Annotated in this window: 12 protein-coding genes; 9 read left to right on the plus strand and 3 right to left on the minus strand. The window is 56.6% G+C overall.

Annotation, left to right across the window (positions count from 1 at the left end; all coding sequences use genetic code 11):
• Positions 1–13: 13 nt before the first annotated feature.
• The 3 genes from bcsG to bcsE are packed head-to-tail and all read right to left on the minus strand — an operon-like array spanning position 14 to position 3,439.
• The gene (bcsG, locus tag V4835_RS01425) at positions 14–1,693 is read right to left on the minus strand and encodes a cellulose biosynthesis protein BcsG (RefSeq protein WP_063145660.1); all 1,680 of its coding nucleotides are present in this window, start codon (positions 1,691–1,693) and stop codon (positions 14–16) included.
• On the minus strand, positions 1,686–1,883 hold the full coding sequence (bcsF, locus tag V4835_RS01430; RefSeq protein WP_024908822.1) for a cellulose biosynthesis protein BcsF: 198 nt from the start codon (positions 1,881–1,883) through the stop codon (positions 1,686–1,688). The genes bcsG and bcsF overlap by 8 nt, the downstream gene beginning before the upstream one ends.
• A complete protein-coding gene (gene bcsE, locus V4835_RS01435; protein ID WP_063145659.1) occupies positions 1,877–3,439 on the minus strand; it encodes a cellulose biosynthesis c-di-GMP-binding protein BcsE in 1,563 nt (520 codons plus the stop codon). The genes bcsF and bcsE overlap by 7 nt, the downstream gene beginning before the upstream one ends.
• A 174-nt stretch (positions 3,440–3,613) precedes the next feature.
• Here bcsE and bcsR point away from each other — a divergent pair, with 174 nt between their 5' ends.
• The 9 genes from bcsR to V4835_RS01480 all read left to right on the plus strand — a co-directional run bounded on the left by bcsR (position 3,614) and on the right by V4835_RS01480 (position 19,478).
• Positions 3,614–3,802 (plus strand): cellulose biosynthesis protein BcsR, encoded by a 189-nt coding sequence (gene bcsR / locus V4835_RS01440; protein WP_008503237.1) that lies wholly within the window; start codon positions 3,614–3,616, stop codon positions 3,800–3,802.
• An 11-nt stretch (positions 3,803–3,813) separates the two neighbouring features.
• A complete protein-coding gene (gene bcsQ / locus V4835_RS01445; RefSeq protein ID WP_063145658.1) occupies positions 3,814–4,566 on the plus strand; it encodes a cellulose biosynthesis protein BcsQ in 753 nt (250 codons plus the stop codon).
• Positions 4,563–7,178 carry a UDP-forming cellulose synthase catalytic subunit gene (gene bcsA / locus V4835_RS01450; RefSeq protein WP_331411048.1) on the plus strand — a complete coding sequence of 872 codons (2,616 nt, stop codon included), beginning with the start codon at positions 4,563–4,565 and terminating at the stop codon, positions 7,176–7,178. The genes bcsQ and bcsA overlap by 4 nt, the downstream gene beginning before the upstream one ends.
• Positions 7,179–7,188: 10 nt before the next feature.
• Positions 7,189–9,609 carry a cellulose biosynthesis cyclic di-GMP-binding regulatory protein BcsB gene (bcsB, locus tag V4835_RS01455; protein WP_331411049.1) on the plus strand — a complete coding sequence of 807 codons (2,421 nt, stop codon included), beginning with the start codon at positions 7,189–7,191 and terminating at the stop codon, positions 9,607–9,609.
• Between the two features lie 6 nt (positions 9,610–9,615).
• The gene (gene bcsZ / locus V4835_RS01460; protein WP_331414063.1) at positions 9,616–10,722 is read left to right on the plus strand and encodes a cellulose synthase complex periplasmic endoglucanase BcsZ; all 1,107 of its coding nucleotides are present in this window, start codon (positions 9,616–9,618) and stop codon (positions 10,720–10,722) included.
• A complete protein-coding gene (bcsC, locus tag V4835_RS01465) occupies positions 10,704–14,186 on the plus strand; it encodes a cellulose synthase complex outer membrane protein BcsC (protein WP_331411050.1) in 3,483 nt (1,160 codons plus the stop codon). Before bcsZ ends, bcsC begins: the two co-directional genes overlap by 19 nt.
• Before the next feature lie 119 nt (positions 14,187–14,305).
• Positions 14,306–16,312, plus strand: coding sequence for a biofilm formation regulator HmsP (gene hmsP / locus V4835_RS01470; RefSeq protein ID WP_331411051.1), 2,007 nt, complete (start codon positions 14,306–14,308; stop codon positions 16,310–16,312).
• Between the two features lie 159 nt (positions 16,313–16,471).
• Positions 16,472–17,758 (plus strand): dicarboxylate/amino acid:cation symporter, encoded by a 1,287-nt coding sequence (locus V4835_RS01475; protein ID WP_032662127.1) that lies wholly within the window; start codon positions 16,472–16,474, stop codon positions 17,756–17,758.
• Between the two features lie 226 nt (positions 17,759–17,984).
• Positions 17,985–19,478, plus strand: a complete 1,494-nt coding sequence (locus tag V4835_RS01480) for a M16 family metallopeptidase (RefSeq protein WP_063145653.1) — start codon at positions 17,985–17,987, stop codon at positions 19,476–19,478.
• Positions 19,479–19,529: the final 51 nt, after the last annotated feature.

Raw genomic sequence — 19,529 nt, forward strand, 5'->3', positions numbered from 1 at the left:
AGGGATAAATCAGTTACTGCGGATACGGTACCCAATCCCCGCCGTTCAGGCGAACGTACGGTTTGTTCTGATATTGAATGACAACCGCGTTGGCGTTCTCTGAGACTTCCGCCGTTTGCGGCAGTTTGCTGGTGAGCTGATCCCAGTTCACGCTATCTTCCACGAACAGCTTCCCGTCAACGGCGCGGGCAACCAGTTCTGAAATCGCCAGATAGCTGGTTGGCTGCGTAATCTCAATCGGTGCGCCCTGATGCGGAGCCTTCATTCCAAAGAATTTGATGCCTGCAGGCACGTTGGTGATGGACGGGCTTGGGATATCACGCAGGCCTGACACCTGCATTCTGTCACCTTTCAGCGCGCCACCGTGCTCAGGCACCACAACCACCATCACTTTACGGCCTGATTTTTCCAGCTCCGTGAAGAACGCGTCCAGCTCGTCGAAGAATTTCTGCGCACGCACTTTATAATCTGCCGTTTTGCTCACGCCCGGGAAATGGTTACCGTCGTGGAGCGGCAGGGTATTAAAGAACGTCGCGCTGCGTGGATTACTGTCTTTTTCGATGGTCTGCAGCCAGCGTTGCAGGACGGCAGTGTCGTCATAAACGGGTGAACCGTCGAAGCCCAGCAGAGAGACAGGAAGACCGGTTTGGTCCATCAGCGGTGCCTGCATGCCACCCTGTTCGCGCACCTCTTTCAGGAAGTTACCGAACTGGCCGTTATGCCCCAGCATCAGATGCTGCGTAAAGCCCAGTTTTGAAAGGTTATCGAACAGATAACACTGGTTGCCGGCGGGTTGATACAGGTTTTTATGCGATGTCTGACCGCAGCTTGCACGCAGCAGGCGGATCGCCGCCGGGCCGCTGTACGAGGTGGCAGAGTTGAAATCTTTAAACTGAATGTCGAAATGTGACCACAGCGGATGAGACATTAAACCGGCGGCGTCCACATCGGCCCAGGAGAGAGAGCAGATGTTGATCACCAGCAGTTCAAACGGTTGAGCATCCGCCGGCAGCGCATCCGGGAATTTAGTCTGTCGCTTGTCTTCTGCGGTATAGAAACTGGAGAGCCAGGCGTTCAGGTTGGTCGAGGTCGGCGGTGCGGTCTGGGTTGGGATATCACCCACCACAGGCGTATCGCCTGCCGTGGTGACGGTTGCCGCTGCGCTTCCCCCTGTGGTGGTCACCGTGGTGGTCGGTTGACCGGCAGGCCACAGCGAAAAGTTCGGCCCAGCCAGCGTCAGCACGTTAAGCCAGATCATAATCGCGACGACAAACACCGTGACGCGGATCCACTGTGACAGGAACAGCCAGGCAACCAGCAGCACAAATACCGCGCCAATCATCTGCCAGTTAATAAAGCGCTCGGTCAGATCGAGGACATAGCTGGCGCTAAAGCCCGCCACCTGCGACCCCTGGCTCATAATGCTGTCAGGCCCCGGTAGCCAGGTATCATGCCAGAACAGCGCAAACCCGACAGGGATGGCTACCCAGTGGCGTAAGCGATGCAGCCTGATATTCGGCAGCGGCATCAGCAGGAAGGCCATAAACACGAGGTTGAGAAGGGGATGGAAATTCAGATAGCCTGCCCACAGCAGACCAAACTTCACCAGAAAGTAGAAGTTCCAGCCGGAAAGGCCGCGCCAGTATTGCCAGAGCGGCGAGGGTGACGAAGCGGTATAGGTAGAGTTAGTCATGTTTTCGGTCTGCCTTGACGTGTGATGCCCGTGTCAGTGTTCCGGCTGGTTTTACGTAGCGAGGTTTTATAAACAGCACCCTGGCCGTATCGCGGATACGGCGTATGGAATGGCGCGCATAGTAGCCAAGCGGGAAAAAGATCAGCGCACAGAATATAACCAGTTGAATGATATCGCTGATATTCATGATGATGCGTTCTCCGCGTTGTCTGTTAATAAGCGAAGGGGTTCCGGAACCCGACGCCACACGTGTCCATCGTGTCTGGCATTGAGGATCGGCTTGGCATCGCTCTTAATGGCGAGCGGCTTAACCCATTGTTCAGGCTGGAGCGCACGCATCTGCACCAGCTCCGCGCCGATGGTATTATCTTCGAACCAAATCATACGGTTCGAGAAAATATCCCCGGTAGGCAGGGGGAAGATGTGGTTAAGTGCCGTATCGAGATCGTTCACCCGGCAGAAGGACAAAAACAGTACCAGGCGATTGTCACCAATGGTCATAATGTCCCCCGTACGGTTCGGGCGACATAAGGTGAGCGCCTGTTCAACGCGAATACCCGGTACGGGACGCAGGGCGACCATGACCCCTTTTCCGTCAGCAGGAAGAAGCGTGTTGCTCATCATGTTGCCGACGGCGTCGCAGAAGGTATCCCATTTTTGGTATCCACGCAGCTTCATCGGCTGCGTCATGGAGAGCAGCGTGGAAATATCTTCCGGTACATGGCGGCTAAACTGCTGGCCCTGAACGCTTTCGATAAGCGTCAGACAGCGTGACAACGGCGCATTCCATGGAATAACCATATTGGCGCCGCAGCCCAGAAGCAGGCGCTCATCGGTGGCGCGCAGGCTGGTATTATTTTCGCGCACGATGATTTTTAACGCACTGCCGCGCTGGCGGCGTAAGGTGTGGATTTGCCTTGCCAGCGTCTCAATCTGGTTATTCTGCATCAGCGAGAAAATAAGGGTTGCCGCCTGGGTTGTGCGGGCTTCATGGAAAAGGGCTTCATTAGATTCAAACAGTGACCAGTTTTCCGACAGGGCAGGTGCTCCCTCTAAAACCGCGATATGGCTCAGGATGCGTTTTTCATCACTGCGCGGCTGCACCACGGTCTCTTCCTGCTGCGCCAGGTGCCACTCGCCCTCGATATGTTTCAGCGTAAGCTGCTGCCTGGCGCTCACGCCTTTTTCATTACACCAGAAGGCAATATCGTAGAGATAGCTGCCCGCCTGGTCACGAATGCTTGCCAGACCGAACAGGGAGCGATATTCGCCCATTAAAAGTGAGAACAGCTTGTCATTATTACTGCCGGGATTGACTATCAATAGCGTGCAATTTTGAAATTTTGCCCATTTATTGATTTTTTCCAGCCATGGCAGCAGTTTTTCAGCAGGCATATTTTGCAGGACGTTATTTGCACATTTAAGAATCACTAAATAGTGATCCGGATCAATAGAGCACTGAACGTCGCGGGACAAAAAGTATAGACTATCGGCTTCCGATGTCATGGAAAATAATCGCACCGTCTGGGGGCCGCGACCACTTTCAAGCGAGATAATTTTCCGGGGTTCTTCGCCCATGCTAATGACGGCCACGCGGGAATCCTTATCCTGAGCGGCAATTGTCTGGTTTACCAGACTGATAGCATCTTCATTACGGTCCGTATTAATCCACCAGACTCCTCCGACTGGCATGTGGCTCAATTCGTCCCATAATGACTGGATGCCAATAGAAAATATGGAGTCCACGGTGTCCCTCTTTTCGTCTAATTTATCTGTATCTCAGTTTACTAGCGAAAGCGTAGAAATAAACCTAACATTGAAATTAAAGAACATCAGATTTAGCATGTAAATGAAATTTCATAGGGCAGGATGCCTCGCTACTTCTGATCTGGCGATTCTACGCAAAGGGATGGAAAAAGAATGGATAATAATGAACCCGGAACCCCAGTCGATTCGACCCTGGGTTACACATTCCAAAACGATTTTCTGGCGCTGACGCAGGCCTTTTCTTTACCTGAAATAGATTACACCGATATTTCCCAGCGGGAACAGTTGGCTGCGGCTATTAAACGCTGGCCGTTATTAGCTGAATTCGCCCATCAACAATAAGGGAGCCATTGATGGCCATACTCGGATTACAGGGTGTCCGTGGCGGTGTGGGTACCACATCAGTTACCGCGGCGCTGGCGTGGTCATTACAGCTTTTAGGTGAATCGGTGCTGGTTATTGACGCCTGCGCCGATAATTTGTTGCGTATGTCGTTTAATGTCGACTTTTCACGCGAAGAGGGCTGGGCCCGCGCGCTGCTTGATGATAAAGACTGGCAGGATGCAGGGATGCGCTATACCTCCCAGCTCGATCTGCTGCCGTTTGGTCAGCTGACCACCACGGAACGCGAGAATGAAGCCGCGTATCAGCGCCTGTTTTCGCAATTCACGCTGGCGCTGCAAACCCTGAAAGAAAAGGGACACTATAAATGGATCCTGCTGGATCTGCCGCACGGTGCCGGCACGCTGACCCGACAGCTCATCGCGCAGTGCGATCATGTGCTCTCGATCGTCAACGTCGATGCGAACTGCCATATCCGCCTGCATCAGCAGGGGCTACCTCAAAATGGCCATATCCTGATTAACGATTTGCGCATCGGCAGCCAGATCCAGGACGATCTGTATCAGGTGTGGCTGCAAAGCCAGCGCCGTCTGCTTCCCATAGTCATCCATCGCGATGAGGGAATGGCGGAATGCCTTGCGTCTAAGCAACCGCTCGGCGAATACCGCAGCGATTCACTGGCGGCAGAAGAGATCCTGACGCTGGCTAACTGGTGTCTGCTGAACTTCGCCAACGGTGCGGAGCAGGCAGGGAGTTCTGTATGAGTCGTCTCGCCAGCTGGTTACTCATCCCGCCGGTCAGTTCGCGTTTGAGCGAACGCTACCGGCATTTCCGCCGGCACGGTGCTTCGGCATTTAGCGCCGCGCTCGGCTGTTTCTGGATGATTCTGGCCTGGATGTTTATTCCACTCGAACACCCGCGCTGGCAGCGCATACGCGCACGGCACAGTGAGCTCTATCCGCACATTAATCCCGACCGGCCGCGTCCTTTGGATCCGGCGCGTTATCTCATTCAGGCCATCTGGCTGGCGGTCACGTCATCCCGCTCAGAGACAATAACGCCGCACTGGCGCAGTTTCTCCCGCGTGCAACAGTTACGCGAACGCTACCACCAGTGGCTGGATAAACTGCCCAACAGCGTAAGCGATAAGACCAGCCACCTGGATAACCACAAAGAGCTCGGGCATCTCCACCCGGGCCTGCGGCGTTTTATCCTCGGCGTGATCGTGGTGTTCTCGCTCATTCTGGCGCTGGTCTGTATTACGCAACCTTTCAACCCTCTGGCGCAGTTCACCTTCCTGATCCTGCTGTGGGGCGTGGCGCTGCTGGTCCGCCGTATTCCGGGCCGCTTCTCGGCGCTGATGCTGATTGTGTTGTCGTTAACCGTCTCCTGTCGATACATCTGGTGGCGTTATACCTCAACCCTGAACTGGGACGACCCGGTCAGCCTGGTGTGCGGCCTGGTGCTGCTGTTTGCAGAAACCTACGCCTGGATCGTGCTGGTGCTGGGCTATTTCCAGGTCATTTGGCCGCTCAACCGTCAGCCGGTTCCGCTGCCTAAAGACACCGCGCAGTGGCCGTCTGTCGATCTCTTTGTACCGACCTACAACGAAGATCTGAGCGTGGTGAAAAACACCATTTATGCGGCGTTGGGCATCGACTGGCCGAAAGACAAGCTCAAGGTCTGGATCCTGGATGACGGCAACCGTCCGGCGTTCCGCCAGTTCGCAGAGGAGGTTGGCGTCGAGTACATCGCCCGTCCGACTCACGAACATGCAAAAGCTGGGAACATCAACAACGCGTTGAAGTATGCCACAGGGGAATTTGTCTCGATCTTTGACTGTGACCACGTGCCGACGCGCTCGTTCCTGCAGATGACCATGGGCTGGTTCCTGAAGGAGAAAGAGCTGGCGATGATGCAGACGCCGCACCACTTCTTCTCGCCGGATCCGTTTGAACGTAACCTTGGCCGTTTCCGTAAAACCCCGAACGAAGGCACGCTGTTCTATGGCCTGGTGCAGGACGGAAACGACATGTGGGATGCCACCTTCTTCTGCGGCTCCTGTGCGGTTATCCGCCGTAAACCGCTGGATGAAATTGGCGGTATCGCCGTCGAAACGGTGACTGAAGATGCGCACACCTCTCTGCGCCTGCACCGTCGTGGCTATACCTCAGCCTATATGCGTATTCCGCAGGCTGCCGGTCTGGCTACGGAGTCACTGTCGGCGCACATTGGCCAGCGTATTCGCTGGGCGCGCGGGATGGTGCAGATTTTCCGTCTCGATAACCCACTGATAGGGAAAGGGCTCAAGCTGGCGCAACGTCTCTGCTACGTCAACGCCATGTTCCACTTCTTATCCGGTATTCCGCGGCTCATCTTCCTGACCGCGCCGCTGGCGTTCCTGCTCCTTCATGCTTATATCATTTACGCCCCGGCGCTGATGATTGCGCTGTTTGTTCTGCCGCACATGATTCATGCGAGCCTCACGAACTCGAAGATACAGGGTAAATACCGCCATTCTTTCTGGAGTGAAATCTACGAAACGGTGCTGGCCTGGTACATCGCGCCGCCGACGATGGTGGCGCTAATTAACCCGCACAAAGGTAAATTCAACGTCACCGCGAAGGGCGGCCTGGTGGAAGAGGAGTACGTCGACTGGGTGATCTCCCGTCCGTATATCTTCCTGGTACTGCTGAATATCGTGGGCGTCATCGCCGGTATCTGGCGCTACTACTACGGCCCGGAAAACGAAATCCTGACCGTCTTCGTCAGTATGGCCTGGGTCTTCTACAACCTGATTATCCTCGGCGGCGCGGTGGCGGTGTCGGTGGAGAGCAAACAGGTTCGTCGCGCGCATCGCGTGGAAATCTGCATGCCTGCAGCGATTGCCCGTGAAGATGGTCACCTCTTCTCCTGTACCGTGCACGACTTCTCTGACGGTGGTCTGGGGATCAAAATCAACGGTCAGGCGAAGGTGCTGGAAGGGCAGAAAGTTAACCTGCTGCTTAAGCGCGGTCAGCAGGAGTATGTCTTCCCGACGCAGGTGGTTCGCGTGGCGGGCAATGAAGTCGGTCTGCAGCTGATGCCGTTGACCAAAAAGCAACATATCGATTTTGTGCAGTGTACGTTTGCCCGCGCGGATACGTGGGCTCTCTGGCAGGACAGCTTCCCGGAAGATAAACCACTGGAAAGCCTGCTGGATATTCTGAAGCTGGGGTTCCGTGGCTATCGTCACCTTGCAGAATTTGCCCCGTCGTCGGTGAAATTAATTTTCCGGTCACTTACTTCGCTGGTTTCCTGGGTCGTGTCGTTCATTCCTCGTCGTCCTGAGCGGGATGAGGCGAAGCAGGCGGACCCGGTTATGGCTCAACAATGATGATAACGCGATGAAAACAAAACTTTCCTGGTTATGTGCAGTGGCAATGGGGATGAATGTTATCCCCGCAACAATGGCTAACGCAGCTCCTGGTAACGCAGCGGCAACGCCTGCGCCAACGGTACCTGTCGTCGCGCAAGCAACCGATCCGGTTGTCACCGCGGCACCTGGTCAAACAGAAAATATCGTGCCGAACCAGCCAACGGAGGGGAACACCCTGCCGGCAGACGGCCAGGTCATCGGGCAGGTGATGCCGGGCGTCCGGGGGGCGAATGCGCCCGTCGTCGCAGACAATGCGCCGTCACGGGACGTGAAGCTGACCTTTGCGCAAATCGCACCGCCTCCGGGCAGTATGGTGCTGCGCGGCATCAACCCTAACGGCGGCATTGAGTTTGGCATGCGCAGCGATGAGGTCGTCTCTAATGCGGTGCTGAACCTTGAATACACCCCGTCGCCGTCTCTGCTGCCGACACAGTCTCAGCTGAAGGTCTACCTGAATGATGAGCTGATGGACGTTCTGCCGGTCACGAAAGAGCAGCTGGGCAAGAAAACCCAGGCTCAGGTGCCGATCAACCCGCTGTTCATCACCGACTTTAACCGTATTCGCCTGGAATTTGTCGGTCACTACCGCGATGTTTGCGAAAACCCGTCCAGCAACACGCTGTGGATGGACGTCGGGCGTAACTCCTCGCTGCAGATGACCTACCAGTCGCTGGCGCTGAAAAACGATCTCTCGGCATTCCCGGTTCCGTTCTTTGACCCGCGTGATAACCGTCCGCTCACGCTGCCGATGGTGTTTGCATCTTCCCCGGACGTGACCGAGCAGCTGGCGGCCACCATTGTGGCGTCCTGGTTTGGTTCACGTGCCGGCTGGCGTGGACAGAGCTTCCCGGCCATGTATGACAAGCTGCCGGACAGAAATGCCATTGTGTTTGCGACCAACGCAAAACGTCCGGCCTTCCTGCGCGATCATCCGGACGTCAAAGCGCCGACCGTTGAGATGATAAGCCACCCGGAAAACCCGTACGTGAAGCTGCTGGTGGTCTTTGGCCGCGACGATAAAGATCTGGTGCAGGCAGCAAAAGCGATTGCCCAGGGCAACGTCCTTTTCCGCGGTAACAGCGTGGTGGTGGATGAGGTCAAACCGCTGCTGGCGCGTAAACCTTATGATGCGCCAAACTGGGTGCGTACCGACCGTGCGGTGACATTTGGCGAGCTGAAAACCTATGAAGAACAGCTGCAGGCGACGGGGCTTGAGCCTGCGCCGATTAGCCTGTCAATGAATCTGCCGCCGGATTTGTACCTGCTGCGTACCAACGGCATTGATATCAATCTGAACTACCGTTATACCGCGCCAGCGACCAAAGACAGCTCGCGCATGGATATCAGCCTGAACAACCAGTTCCTGCAATCGTTCAGCCTGCAAAGCACGCAGGATACTAACCGCCTGATGCTTCGCCTGCCGGTATTGCAGGGTCTGCTGGACGGTAAAACGGATGTCTCTATCCCGGCACTGAAGCTGGGTGCGATAAACCAGCTGCGCTTTGACTTCCAGTACATGAACCCGATGCCTGGCGGCTCGGCGGAAAACTGCATCACCTTCCAGCCCGTACAGAACCACGTTGTGATTGGCGATGAGTCGACCATCGACTTCTCGAAGTACTATCACTTCCTGGCGATGCCGGATCTGCGCGCCTTTGCTAACGCGGGCTTCCCGTTCAGCCGCATGGCCGATCTCTCTGACTCCATTGTGGTGATGCCAAAAGCGCCAAGCGAAGGGCAGGTCACGACTCTGCTGGACACCATGGCGACCGTTGGGGGACAGACGGGATTACCGGCGATTAACGTCACGTTGACGGACGATGGCAGCCAGATTCAGAACAAAGACGCTGACATTCTGGTGATCGGTACCATTCCGGACAAGCTGAAGGATGACAAACGTATCGATCTGCTGGTGAAAGCGGCCCAGTCCTGGGTTAACACGCCGCTGCGCCAGACCGATTTCCCGAGCATTATGCCGGATGAGAACGATCGTCAGGCCAGCGCGCAGACGACGGTAACGTCTCAGGGGGCAATGGCTGCGGTGGTGGGCTTCCAGTCACCATATAACGACCAGCGTAGCGTGGTGGCTCTCCTGGCGGACAGCCCGCGCGGGTATGAGCTGCTTAATACGGCCATGAACGACAGCGGTAAACGTGCCGCGATGTTTGGTTCCGTGTCGGTGATCCGCGAGTCCGGCGTCAATAGCTTGCGCGTGGGTGATGTGTATTACGTAGGCCATCTGCCGTGGTTCGAACGCCTGTGGTATGCGCTGGCTAACCATCCGGTTCTGCTCGCCATCCTGGCTGCGGTTAGCGTGGTCTTGCTGGCATGGGTGCTGTGGCGTCTGCTGCGTATCATCAGCCGTCGTCGTCTGAACCCGGATGAGTAAGATGTGATGAAAGCCTTTCGCTGGTGTGTATTAGCAGCGTTGATGCTGGCGGCGCTTCCTCTTCGCGCCGCCTGTACCTGGCCTGCCTGGGAGCAGTTTAAAAAGGATTACATCAGCGAGGGCGGGCGTGTCGTTGATCCCAGCGACACGCGCAAAATTACGACGTCGGAAGGGCAAAGCTACGCCTTGTTCTTTGCTCTGTCGGCGAACGATCGCAACGCGTTTGACCAGGTGCTGACCTGGACGCGAGATAATCTTGCCAGCGGCAATCTCAACGACCATCTGCCAGCCTGGCTATGGGGTCAGAAAGATAAAGAGACGTGGGCGGTGATTGATACCAACTCCGCCTCTGACGCCGATGTCTGGATCGCATGGTCACTGCTCGAAGCGGGTCGGTTGTGGAAACATCCGGACTATACCCGCACGGGCAAGGCGCTGCTGAAACGCATTGTCAGCGAGGAAGTGGTGAAAGTGCCGGGGCTCGGCGCAATGCTGCTTCCCGGTAAAGTCGGTTTTGCCGATGAACACGTCTGGCGCTTTAACCCCAGCTATCTTCCTCCGCAGTTAGCGAGTTATTTCACTCGTTTTGGTACCCCGTGGACCCAGCTTCGTGAAACCAATCTGCGTCTGCTGCTGGAGAGTGCGCCGAAAGGTTTTTCGCCGGACTGGGTGCAGTATCAGAAAAACAGAGGCTGGCGGTTACAGCAGGATAAGTCGCTGGTGGGCGGCTACGACGCCATCCGCGTTTATCTCTGGGTGGGAATGATGAGTGATAAAGATCCTCAGAAAGCCCGGCTGCTGACGCGCTTCCAGCCGATGGCGGCAAAGACAATGAAACGGGGTGTGCCGCCGGAGAAAGTGGATGTGGTGACGGGTAAACGCACCGGGAATGGCCCGGTCGGGTTTTCTGCCGCCATGCTGCCGTTTTTACAACAACGTGATGCCCAGGCGGTTCAGCGCCAGCGCGTTGCGGACCATTTTCCCGATAACAATGCCTATTACAGCTACGTGCTGACTCTCTTTGGGCAAGGATGGGATCAGCATCGTTTTCGCTTCACCGCTCAAGGTGAATTAATACCGGATTGGGGCCAGGAATGCGCAAGTTCACAGTAAATTTACTCACTTTATCGCTTGGCCTGGCGCTTATGCCGTGGGCCCAGGCCGTCAACTCTCCGCAGCAGAAACAGCTTCTGGAGCAGGTGCGGCTGGGCGAATCGACACAGCGTGAGGATTTGGTTCGTCAGTCGCTCTACCGTCTTGAGCTGATTGACCCGAACAACCCTGACGTCATTGCCGCACGCTTTCGCTACCTGCTGCGCCAGGGCGATAACGCCGGCGCGCAAAAAGAGCTGGATCGTCTGAAAGGGATCGCGCCGGGCTCAAGTGCATACCAGTCATCTCGCAACACGATGCTGCTTTCCACGCCGGATGGCCGCCAGCAGCTCCAGCAGGCGCGATTGCTCGCCACCACGGGACACACGCAGGAGGCGATTGCCGCCTACGACAAGCTGTTTGACGGCAACCCGCCGGGCGGTGACGTGGCGACGGAATACTGGAATGTGGTCGCGAAAGACCCTGCTCGCCGGAATGCGGCCATTAACCAGCTCAAGAAAATAAATACCAGCAGCCCCGGAAATACACAGCTGCAGGCGACGCTGTCCCAGCTTTTGTTCCAGAGCGGACGCCGTGATGAAGGCTTTGCGGTGTTGCAGGAGATGGCCAAATCTACCAATGGCCGTAACCAGGCGTCTGATATGTGGTATGACCAAATCAAAGGCCAGCCTGCCAGCAGCGCCAGCGTCAGCGCGCTGCAAAAATACCTGAGCGTATTCAGCGACGGAGATAGCGTCGCGGCGGCGCGTGCCCAGCTTGAAGCGCAGCAAAAACAGCTCGCCGATCCGGCGTTCCGCGCGAAAGCGGAAGGGCTGGCGGCGGTGGATGCCGGGCAGGGGAGTAAGGCGGTGGCTGAGCTACAAAAAGCCGTCAGCGCCAACCATGCCGACAGTGAAGCGGTGGGCGCCCTTGGTCAGGCCTATTCCCAGAAAGGCGACCGCGCCCGCGCGGTGGCGCAGTTTGAAAAGGCGATTGCCCTCGATCCCCAGAGCGATAACCGGGGTAAATGGGACAGTTTGCTCAAGGTTAACCGTTACTGGCTGCTGATCCAGCAGGGCGATGCGGCGCTGAAGGCGAATAATCCGGCGCAGGCGGAGCGTTACTATCAGCAGGCACGCGGTATCGACAATACCGACAGTTATGCCGTGCTGGGGCTGGGCGATGCCGCCGCGGCGCGTAAAGATAACGACGCGGCGGAACGTTATTATCGCCAGGCGCTGCGTATGGACAGCGGCAACAGCAATGCGGTCCGCGGCCTGGCCAATATTTACCGCGCGCAGTCCCCTGAGAAGGCCTCGCAGTTTATCCAGTCTCTCTCCGCCAGCCAGCGCCGGAGCATTGATGATATTGAACGCAGTCTGACCAACGAGCAGCTTTCCGCTCAGGCAGAACAGCTGGAAAATCAGGGGAAATACGCTCAGGCGGCAGAAATTCAGCGTCGTCGTCTGGCGCTCTCTCCCGGCGACGTGTGGATAACCTATCGTCTCTCGCGCGATCTCTACAGCGCGGGTCAGCGCAGCCAGGCGGATACCCTGATGCGTCAGCTTGCCAGCCAGAAACCGTCCGACCCGGATCAGGTGTACGCCAGCGGGCTCTATCTTTCCGGAAACGATCAGGACCGCGCCGCGCTGGCGCATCTGGACACGCTGCCGCGCAGCCAGTGGAACGGCAATATTCAGGAGCTTGCCGACCGCCTGCAAAGTAACCAGGTGCTGGAAACCGCCAACCGCCTGCGCGACAGCGGCAAAGAGCAGGAGGCGGAAAACCTTCTGCGTCAGCAGCCGACCTCCACCCGCATCGACCTGACGCTGGCGGACTGGGCGCAGCAGCGTGGCGATCTGGCGTCGGCGAAAACGACGTACAGCGCCGTTCTGCAGCGTGAACCGCAGAACGAAGACGCGATCCTCGGCCTGACCGAGATTTATAGCGCGCAGGGTAACAAAGATGCCGCGCGCGCAGAGCTGGCAAAACTGCCCGCCGCGCAAAACGGCCAGCCGCAGTCGCTCAACATGCAGCGCCGGATCGCGATGGCGCAGGCAGGCCTGGGCGATTCCGCTGCCGCAGAACAGACCTTCAACAAAATCATTCCGCAGGCTAAATCGCAGCCCGGCTCCATGGAAAACGCGCTGGTATTACGTGATGCCGCGCGTTTCCAGGCGCAAAACGGGCAGCCTCAGCAGGCGCTGGAAACCTATAAAGATGCGATGGTGTCGTCCGGCGTCACGACGACCCGTCCGGCCGACAACGACAGTTTTACCCGTCTGACGCGTAACGATGAAAAGGACGACTGGCTGAAGCGCGGCGTGCGCAGTGATGCCGGTGACTTGTACCGTCAGCAGGATGTTAACGTCACGCTGCAGCACGACTACTGGGGCTCCAGCGGCACGGGCGGCTATTCCGACCTGAAAGCGCATACCACCATGCTGCAGGTGGATGCCCCGCTCTCTGACGGACGCATGTTCTTCAGAAGCGATCTGGTCAATATGGATGCCGGCTCGTTTGCGACGAAGGACGGGAAGTACGATCCGAGCTGGGGTACCTGTTCTGCGACGCCGTGTAGCGGCAATACCCATCAGTCAGACAATGGCGCAAGCGTTGCCGTCGGCTGGCAGAATAAAACCTGGGCGATGGATATTGGCACCACGCCAATGGGCTTTGACGTCGTCGACGTGGTGGGCGGCATCAGCTACAGCAGCGACCTGGGGCCTGTTGGCTATACCGTTAACGCCCATCGGCGTCCAATCTCCAGCTCTCTGCTGGCCTTTGCCGGACAAAAAGATACCAACACCGGCACCACCTGGGGCGGCGTACGTGCCACCGGTGGCGGCGTAAGCGTGAGCTATGACAAAGGAGAAGCGAACGGCGTCTGGTCCAGCCTGAACGCGGAAACGCTGACGGGTAAAAATGTGGAAGATAACTGGCGCGTACGCTGGATGACGGGTTACTACTACAAGCTCATTAATAAAAACAATGAGCGCCTGACGGTCGGCGTCTCCAATATGCTCTGGCACTACGACAAAGACCTGAGCGGTTATACCCTGGGTCAGGGCGGCTACTACAGCCCGCAGGAGTATGTCTCCTTCGCGCTGCCGGTGACCTGGCGTAAACGCACGGAGAACTGGTCCTGGGAGCTGGGGGGCTCGGTGTCCTGGTCTCACTCCAAAACCAAAGACGAGCTGCGCTACCCGATCCAGAGTCTGATCCCGACCGATGAGCCAGGCCGCTATACTGACCGGGGCGCGATGGAAACCGGCAGCAGCTCCTCAGGCACGGGTTATACCGCGCGGGCGATTATCGAACGCCGCGTCACGTCCAACTGGTTTGTGGGCATGGGTGTGGATATTCAGGAAGCGAAAGACTATACCCCAAGCCATGCGCTGATCTATGTGCGTTACTCTGCTGCAGGCTGGCAGGGCGATATGGACTTACCGCCGCAGCCGCTCATCCCGTACGCAGACTGGTAATCGGATTTTCCTTAATCCATTTGTAAGTCTCTCTTAATAGCGCGGCAATCGGGTATACTCAGGCGCGCCAGGTTTGCACCCTGGCGCGCCCTGCGCTTCGAGTTTTGTGGAGAGTCATTTTGCGTGTCAGCCGTTCCTTAACAATCAAACAGATGGCGATGGTCTCTGGCGTCACCATGCTGTTTGTACTGCTCTTCTGCGTAATTTTGCTGTTTCATGCCGTACAGCAGAATCGCTATAACACGGCTTCGCAGTTAGAAAGTATCGCCCGCTCGGTGCGCGGCCCGCTTTCTGCCTCTATCCTGAAAGGGGATATTCCCGAAGCGGAAACCATTTTAAAACGCATTCAGCCTGCTGGCGTCGTTAGCCGCGCCGACGTCGTCTTGCCCAACCAGTTTCAGGCGCTGCGGATGAGCTTTATCCCGGAGCGTCCCGTCCCGATGATGGTGATGCGCCTGTTTGAACTGCCGGTGCAAATTTCGCTGCCCGTTTATTCACTCGAACGCCCTGCGAATCCGCAGCCGCTGGCCTACCTGGTATTACAGGCGGACCCCTACCGCATGTATAAATTCGTCATGAGCTGGGTGGTTACGTTAGTGACCACTTGCTTACTTATGACGCTGATCCTCAGCGTGGCGCTCACCTGGTGCATTAACAGGCTGATTGTTCATCCGCTGCGCCGTATCGCCCGCGAGCTGAATACGCTTGCGCCGCAGGATCAGCTGGGACATCAGCTTGAGCTGCCGCGTCTGCATCATGACGATGAGATAGGTATGCTGGTGCGCAGCTACAACCTCAACCAGCAGCGCATCCAGCGTCAGCAGGAGGAGTTAAACAGCAGCGCCACGCGCTTCCCGGTGTCGGAGCTTCCCAATAAAGCCTTCCTGATGGCGATGCTGGAGCAGACCGTTGCCCGTCAGCAAACCACGGCGCTGATGGCAATCGCCTGTGAAACCCTGCAGGACACGGCTGGCGTGCTCAAGGAGAGCCAGCGCGAAATGCTGCTGCTGACCCTGGTGGAAAAAGTGAAGTCTGTCCTTGCCCCGCGCATGGTGTTGACCCAGGTCAGCGGCTACGACCTGGTGGTGATTGCCAATGGCGTAAAAGAGCCGTGGCATGCGATCACATTAGGTCAGCAAGTACTCACTGTCATTAATGAGCGGTTGCCCATTCAGGGTATCCAGCTTCGCCCGAGCGCCAGTATCGGTATCGCCATGTACTATGGCGATTTAACGGCGGAACAGCTTTATCATCGCGCGTTCTCGGCGGCGTTTACCGCCCGGCGCAAAGGGAAAAATCAGATCCAGTTCTTCGACCCGGAGCAGATGGAAAAGGCCCAGCAGCGCCTGACGGAAGAAAGCGATATCCTGACCGCGCTGGATAACCGCCAGTTTGCCCTTTGGCTACAGCCGCAGGTGAATTTGCTGACGGGAGAAGTGAAAAGCGCCGAGGCGCTGCTGCGCCTGCAGCAGCCGGATGGTTCGTGGGAGCTGCCGGAAGGGCTGATTGAGCGCATTGAGTCCTGCGGCCTGATGGTTACCGTCGGCTACTGGGTGCTGGAGGAGTCCTGCCGTCAGCTTGCGGCCTGGCAGGAGCGCGGCGTGACGCTGCCGCTGTCGGTCAATTTGTCTGCCCTGCAGCTTATGCACCCGACCATGGTTTCAGAGATGCTGGAGCTGATCCATCGTTACCGAATTAAGCCTGATACGTTAACCCTGGAAGTAACGGAGAGCCGGCGCATTGACGACCCTAATGAGGCGGTCGCCATTCTTAAGCCGCTGCGTAACGCCGGCATTCGCATTGCGCTGGATGATTTTGGCATGGGCTACGCCGGGCTGCGCCAGCTTCAGCACATGAAAACCCTTCCGGTGGATGTGCTCAAAATTGACAAAACGTTCGTCGACGGTCTGCCGGGCGACAGCAGCATGGTGCAGGCGATTATCCAGATGGCACGCAGTCTCAACCTGCATCTTATTGCCGAAGGGATTGAAACCGAAGCACAGCGCGTCTGGCTGGCAGAGGCGGGCGTGGAGAGCGGACAAGGCTTCCTTTTTGCCCCTGCTGTTCCTTCGGATGTCTTTGAACAACGATACCTTTCTGGCGCTGACAACCACGCAAAAGTGTAATTTTGTTGCTGGCTTGTGCGAGCCAGCTCAAAGTTCTTAACATTTGTGTTTCAAATTTGAACTGAGTTTATTTCTGTCCTGTTATGTGGGTGTTATTTTAAAGCCGCAGGTTAACCATAACCTTACAAAGCCTGTGGTTTTTCTTCCCAAGGACACCTTATGAAAACCTCACTCTTCAAAAGTCTTTATTTCCAGGTCCTGACAGCCATCGCCATCGGTATTCTGCTGGGTCACTATTACCCTGAACTGGGCGCGCAAATGAAACCGCTTGGCGACGCGTTCGTTAAGCTCATCAAAATGGTCATCGCTCCGGTGATCTTCTGTACCGTCGTGACGGGCATCGCTGGCATGGAAAGCATGAAGGCGGTAGGTCGTACCGGTGCAGTGGCGCTTCTCTATTTTGAAGTGGTCAGTACCCTTGCGCTGATTATCGGTCTGATCATCGTCAACGTGGTGCAGCCAGGCGCGGGGATGAACGTAGACCCGTCAACGCTGGATGCCAAAGCGGTCGCGGTCTATGCCGAGCAGGCGAAGGACCAGGGCGTGGTGGCCTTCCTGCTGGACGTAATACCGGGCAGCGTCATTGGCGCGTTCGCCAGCGGAAACATCCTGCAGGTTCTGCTGTTCGCCGTGATGTTTGGCTTTGCCCTGCACCGTCTGGGCAGCAAAGGCCAGCTTATCTTTAATGTGATTGAAAGCTTCTCGCAGGTCATCTTCGGCATCATCAATATGATCATGCGCCTGGCGCCAATCGGTGCTTTCGGTGCGATGGCCTTCACCATCGGTAAGTATGGCGTCGGTACGCTGGTGCAGCTGGGCCAGCTGATTATCTGCTTCTATATCACCTGTATCCTTTTCGTGGTCGTGGTGCTGGGGTCCATCGCCCGCGCGACCGGCTTCAACATTTTCAAATTCATCCGTTACATCCGCGAAGAGCTGCTGATTGTTCTGGGGACCTCCTCTTCAGAATCGGCGCTGCCGCGTATGCTCGACAAGATGGAAAAGCTGGGGTGCCGTAAATCGGTAGTCGGGCTGGTGATCCCGACGGGCTACTCCTTCAACCTGGATGGCACCTCAATATATCTGACGATGGCAGCCGTGTTTATCGCTCAGGCGACCAACAGCCATATGGATATTTTCCACCAGATTACCCTGCTGGTGGTGCTCCTGCTCTCCTCTAAAGGCGCGGCAGGCGTGACGGGCAGTGGCTTTATCGTACTGGCTGCCACTATTTCTGCTGTGGGTCACCTGCCGGTGGCGGGTCTGGCGTTGATTCTGGGTATTGACCGCTTCATGTCAGAGGCGCGTGCGTTAACTAACCTGGTGGGTAACGGCGTGGCAACGGTGGTGGTGGCGAAATGGGTGAAAGAGCTGGATCACAAAAAGCTCGACGATACTCTGAATAATCGTTCAACTGACAGCAAAAATCCTGGTTTATCTTCTTAATCTTGTCACAAATGCCCGTATTCCCTTGTCGGGATGCGGGCTCCTGCGCATAATAACTGTTCGTACCTGTCATAATTCGACAAGATTTTTTTGGGTATATTTCACTTCTGACCGTGACGTTTTGCCGAACGCGCGGTCTAATCGACGTGTTTTCATCGTCATCTTTAAGAGTGAAGCGCGTCGCGAAACACTCTTTTTTAACCAGGAATGTTGATCAGGGGTTCACATGCAGGGCACAAAAATTCGACTCTTAACCGGCGGTTTGCTGATGATGGCAGCAGCCAGTTATGTGCAGGCAGATGCGCTCCAGCCAGACCCGGCCTGGCAACAAGGGACATTAGCGAACGGTTTTCAGTGGCAGGTGTTAGCCACTCCGCAACGTCCCAGTGACCGTATTGAAATCCGTCTGTCCATTAATACCGGTTCCCTCTCGGAAAGCACTCAGCAAACCGGTTTTAGCCATTTTATTCCCCGGCTGGCGCTCACGCAGAGCGGCAGCCTGCAAGCGGTTCAGGTGCGTTCGCTTTGGCAGCAGGCCATCGATCCGAAACGCCCGCTCCCACCGGCGGTTCTCTCGTATGACTACACCATGTTTAACCTGAGCCTGCCAAACAACCGTAACGACCTGCTTAAAGAAGCGCTTACGTATCTCTCCGATGCCTCTGGCAATCTGGCGATTACGCCGGACACCGTCAACTATGCGCTGAGCAACAGCGACATGGTGGCGACCTGGCCTGGGGATACCAAAGAGGGCTGGTGGCGTTACCGCCTGAAGGGCTCAACGTTACTGGGACACGATCCGGCCGAACCGCTGAAACAGCCGGTGGACGCTGAACAGGTAAAATCGTTCTACCAGAAGTGGTACACCCCGGACGCGATGACGCTGATCGTGGTGGGTAACGTGGACAGCCGCGCGGTGGTGGAGCAGATCAACAAAGCGTTTGGTGATTTGAAAGGCAAGCGTGAAACGCCAGCCCCTGTCCCAACGCTCTCTCCGCTGCGTGCAGAGCCTGTCAGTATTATGACGGATGCCGTGCGTCAGGATCGCCTCTCCATCATGTGGGACAACGCCTGGCAGCCAATCCGTGAGTCCGCGGCGATGTTGCGCTACTGGCGTGCCGATCTGGCGCGTGAAGCGCTGTTCTGGCACGTTCAGCAGACGCTGAGTAAGAACAACGTGAAGAATATCGGCCTTGGCTTTGACTGCCGCGTGCTGTTCCAGCGCGCGCAGTGCGCCATTAACGTTGAATCGCCGGGCGATAAGCTGAATGCCAATCTGGGTGTGGTTGCGAAAGAGCTGGCAAAAGTGCGTAAAGAGGGGCTTTCCGAAGAGGAATTCAACGCTCTTGTGGCGCAGAAAAAACTCGAGCTGCAGAAGCTGTTTGCAACCTATGCTCGCGCCGATACCGACATTCTGATTAGCCAGCGTATTCGTTCCCTGCAGAATCAGGTAGTGGACATTGCGCCGGAACAGTACCAGAAGCTTCGTCAGGACTTCCTGAACGGTCTGACCGTCGATATGCTCAATCAGGATCTCCGTCAGCAGCTGTCGCAGGAGATGGCGTTGATCCTCCTGCAACCGAAGGGCGAGCCGGAATATGACATGAAGGAACTTCAGAAGACCTGGGATTCCATTATGGCTACCGCGCCGCAGCCTTCGCAGGCCGCCACGGCCGATGATTTACATCCGGACGCGACGGATATTCCGCAGGGGCAGTAATGCTTAACCATTCCCTCTCCCTGTGGGAGAGGGTTAGGGTGAGGGCATCAG

This window comes from Enterobacter cloacae complex sp. CARB60 (assembly GCF_036487345.1).
GTDB lineage: Bacteria > Pseudomonadota > Gammaproteobacteria > Enterobacterales > Enterobacteriaceae > Enterobacter > Enterobacter asburiae_D.